2 protein-coding genes and 1 pseudogene are annotated in these 3,814 nt (G+C 74.9%); all 3 read left to right on the forward strand.

All coding sequences use genetic code 11. The features are described 5' to 3' along the window. Nucleotides 1-535: pseudogene (locus Q1N79_RS24815) on the forward strand (hypothetical protein); the annotation flags it as partial. Between the two features lie 5 nt (nt 536-540). Beyond that, entirely contained in the window at nt 541-2,784 is a 2,244-nt protein-coding gene (locus tag Q1N79_RS24820; protein ID WP_300612963.1) for a glycosyltransferase family 1 protein, read from the forward strand. Nucleotides 2,785-2,817: 33 nt separating this feature from the next. Then, the coding region (locus Q1N79_RS24825; protein WP_300612965.1) for an asparagine synthase-related protein at nt 2,818-3,814 on the forward strand (997 nt) is incomplete at its 3' end.

A 3,814-nucleotide genomic window follows, 5' to 3' on the forward strand; every position in this document is an offset into this window, starting at 1 on the left:
CGACGCGGCGCAGGCGGGCAGGCTGGGCGCCGAGCTGCTTCGCCAGCGGCTGCGCCCCGCCGAGGTCGTCGTCGCCACGCCCCCGGCCGCGGCCGGCCAGGTGACCGACGCCCTCGCCGGGCTCACCGACCACGGCGTCCGCGTCGTGACCGCCGACGACCGCCAGCGGGACAACGGACAGCACCCGGACGGACAGCACCCGGACGGACAGCGCGCCGACGGACAGGACTGGCTGCGCCCGCTGGTGCGGCTGGCCGACTCCCCGTGGGTGGCGCCGTGGCCCGCGGCCGGGCAGCAGCCGGACACGTACCTGCTCGACCTGGCCTGCGCGCGGGAGTGCGCGCAGGCGGACGCGGTGGGGTTCGGCCCGGGCGAGTTCGAGTTCACCCGCTGGCTCGACGAGCCCGGCCCTGCGCTGGCCCGGCGCGACCTGCTCGCACCCGGCGGGCCCGCCGTCGGCGACTGGGGCGGTCACGGCCTGCGGCTGTTCACCATCACCCGGGCCGGCGCCCCGGACAACAGGACATGGAGCTAACCCCAGTGGCCAGATCCCGCCCCAGCGCGCTTGTCTACGGGGACATCGACCTGAACCTGGTCGACGGCTCGGCCATCTGGCTGCAGTCGGTGACCCAGGCCCTGACCGCGGCCGGCTGCGCGGTGACCGTGGTGCTGAAGGCGCCGGTCCGCACCGACCGGCTGATCGCCCCGCTGCGCGAGGCCGACGGGGTGACCATCCGCAGCCCGCACGCCGAAGGGACGGCCCCGGCCGAGGCTAGCCTCACCGTCCCGCAGGCGGTCGCCATCCTCGCCGCCGTCGACGCGGCCAGCCGGCACGACCTGGTCGTGCTGCGCGGCCGGGCGCTGGTGTCGGCGGCCGCCAAGGACGGCACGTTCAACGGCCGCCTCTGGGCGTACCTCACCGACATCCCGCAAGCGGTGCCCGCGCTGACGCCGAAGGCGGCCGAGGACCTCACGATGATCGCGAAGGCCTCCAGGTACCTGCTCTGCCAGACCGAGGAGCTGCGCTGTTTCCTTGAGGGCAGCGTGGCCGCCGCCTGCGGCAAGTCGGTGCTGTTGCCGCCCGTGCTTCCCGCGGAAAACATGCATAGGGATCCCGAACGATCCGTGGCGGCTGCCGGCGCGCCGCTGAAACTCGTCTACATGGGCAAGTTCGCGCCGCGCTGGAACACGCTGGAGATGACGCGCCTGCCGTCCCTGCTGGCCGAACGCGGCGTAGCCGCCGAGGTGCACATGGTCGGCGACAAGATCCACGATGACCCGCGTGACGCCGGGTACAAGCGCCGGATGCGCGCCGCGCTCGGCGAGATCGGCTCGCCCGCGGTGCCCGGGGTGATCTGGCACGGCGGGCAGCCGCGCGCGCAGGCGATGCGCCTGGCCGCCGCCGCCGACATCGGGCTGTCGTGGCGCCATCCCGAGCTTGACGCCTCGCTCGAGCTGTCCACGAAGGTGCTGGAATTCGGCCAGCTTGGCCTGCCGGTCATCCTGAACCGGACGCCGATGCACGAGGCGCTGCTCGGCCCCGACTACCCGCTGTTCGCCGCGAGCGTTGACGACGTGGCGGACGTCGCGGCGGCCGCCCTCGACCCCGCGGTGTTCGCGCTCGCGGCGGCGCGGACCTCGGCCGCGGCACGGGAGTTCACGCTTGAGGCGGCCGCGGGGCGGCTGCGCGGCTACCTGTCCCGTGCCGTGTCGCCTGCCCCCGCCGCCGCCGCCGACCCCGCGCGGCCGCCGCTGCGCGTGGTGATCGCCGGGCACGACCTGAAGTTCTTCACCCCGCTGATCGACTACTTCCGGCGGCAGCCGGACCTGGAGGTCCGGATCGACCAGTGGGTGACGCTCGGCGAGCACGACGAGGCGGTCTCGGCGGAACTCGCCGACTGGGCGGACGTGGTGATCTGCGAGTGGTGCTGCCCGAACGCCGTCTGGTACAGCCGCCACAAGCGCCGGGGGGCGCGGCTGCTCGTGCACCTGCACCGGTTCGAGCTGTACTCGCACTACCCGGGCGAGGTGCGGATCGGGAACGTGGACCAGGTGATCTGCGTCAGCGACCACTACGCGCGGCTGACCCGCGAGCACACCGGCTGGCCCGCGTCCAAGGTCGTCACGGTCCCGAACCCCCTCGACGTGTCCCAGCTGGACCGCGTCAAGCTGGACGGCGCCTGGCATCACCTCGGGATGATCAGCATCGATTCGTCTCGCAAGCGGCTCGACCTGGCGCTCGACGTGCTCGAGGAACTCCGCAGGGACGACGACAGGTACCTGCTCTACGTGAAGTCCCGCATGCCCTGGGAGCACTGGTGGGTCTGGCAGATCCCGGCCGAACGCGAGCACTACTCCGCCGCGCTGCGCCGGGTGCAGCGGTCGCCGCTGCTGCGCGACGCCGTGGTCTTCGACGACGCCGGGCCTGACGTGGCCGCGTGGCTGCGCCGCGTCGGGTTCGTGCTGTCGACGAGCGACGACGAGTCGTTCCACGTCGCCCCGGCCGAGGGCATGGCGTCCGGCGCGGTGCCGGTGATCCGGCACTGGCCGGGCGCGGAGACGATCTACGACCGGCGCTGGATCAGGGAGACGCCGGCGCAGCTGGCCTCGCTCATCGCCTCGCTGGCCGATCCTGGCGCGTGGCGGTCGGCCGGGCAGGCCGCGCGCGAGCAGGCGGCGGCCTTCGAGCTCGACGCGGTGTGCCGGAGCTGGCACCGGCTGCTCACCGCCGACCTGGCGCCAGGTGCGCCCGGGCAGGCCTACCAGCTCCTGGGCTCCGGCTGACAGGCCGGCTGGCCTGTGCCAACGGGAAAAGCGATGTACTTCACGCTCGCGGTCAGCACCACGACGGCGGCGGGATGCGCGGCGCTGACCGACAGGGCGCGGATCGCCGATCCGGCGCTGCTGCCGGTTCCCGGGCCGGCGGCGGTGGTCTGGCGGTCGGCGGACGGCCGGGCCGCGATGCTCCGCTGGGGCGGATCAGGCGTGCCGGCCACCTCGCACGCCGGGACCATCGGGGTGGGCGCGGCGACGCCGGGCAGCGGCCGCGCGCCGATCTGCGCCAGGACGTCGGTCACGCGGGTCGACCCGGTGTACACCGCGGAGGTGCCAGGCGGCGTGATCGTCTCCGACCGGGCCACCTGGGCGGCCTGGACGGCGGGCCGGATCGGCGACCACGATCCGCTCCATCTGTGCGCGATGCTCAACCCCGGCTTCCCGCTCGGCACGGTCACGCCCTTCACCGGCGTGTCGGCCCTCCCGCCGTCGACCATGCTCTACGTCCTGTCCGGAATCCCCACGACCACCGACAGCCCGGGCAGACCCGACGCGAACGGTGCCGGCGCGCTGCCCGGCGACGTCGCCGCGGCCCTGGTCGCGGCGGTCGCGCCGCTGCGCGAAGCCGGGGCCGCCTCCCCCGTCGAACTCAGCCTGACCGGCGGCAAGGACAGCCGCCTGGTCGCCGCCGCCCTGGTCGCGGCAGGGGTCGCGGTGCGCGCCAGGACGTACGGGTTCCCCGGTCACCCGGACGTCGTGCTCGCGGCCGAGATCGCCGGCAGGCTCGGCATCGAGCACACGGTCACCGAGCCGGCCACCCCCGGCCAGCAGACCGACGTGGCCGGCCGGATCCGCGCCGCGGTGCTGGTCGGCGACGGGATGCTGTCCGCCTTCGAGAACGTGGGCCGGCCGGACCCGGTCCCCTCGGCCGAGGTCACCGCGGGCGGGCACGGCGGGGAACTGCTGCGCGGCGGCTACGCCGAGGCCGCGGTCGGGGCGCTCGGGGCGCCCGGGGCGCCCGGGGCGCCCGTGCGGCGGG

It is taken from the genome of Trebonia sp., from assembly GCF_030042015.1.
In the GTDB taxonomy this organism is placed as follows: Bacteria; Actinomycetota; Actinomycetes; order Streptosporangiales; family Streptosporangiaceae; genus Trebonia.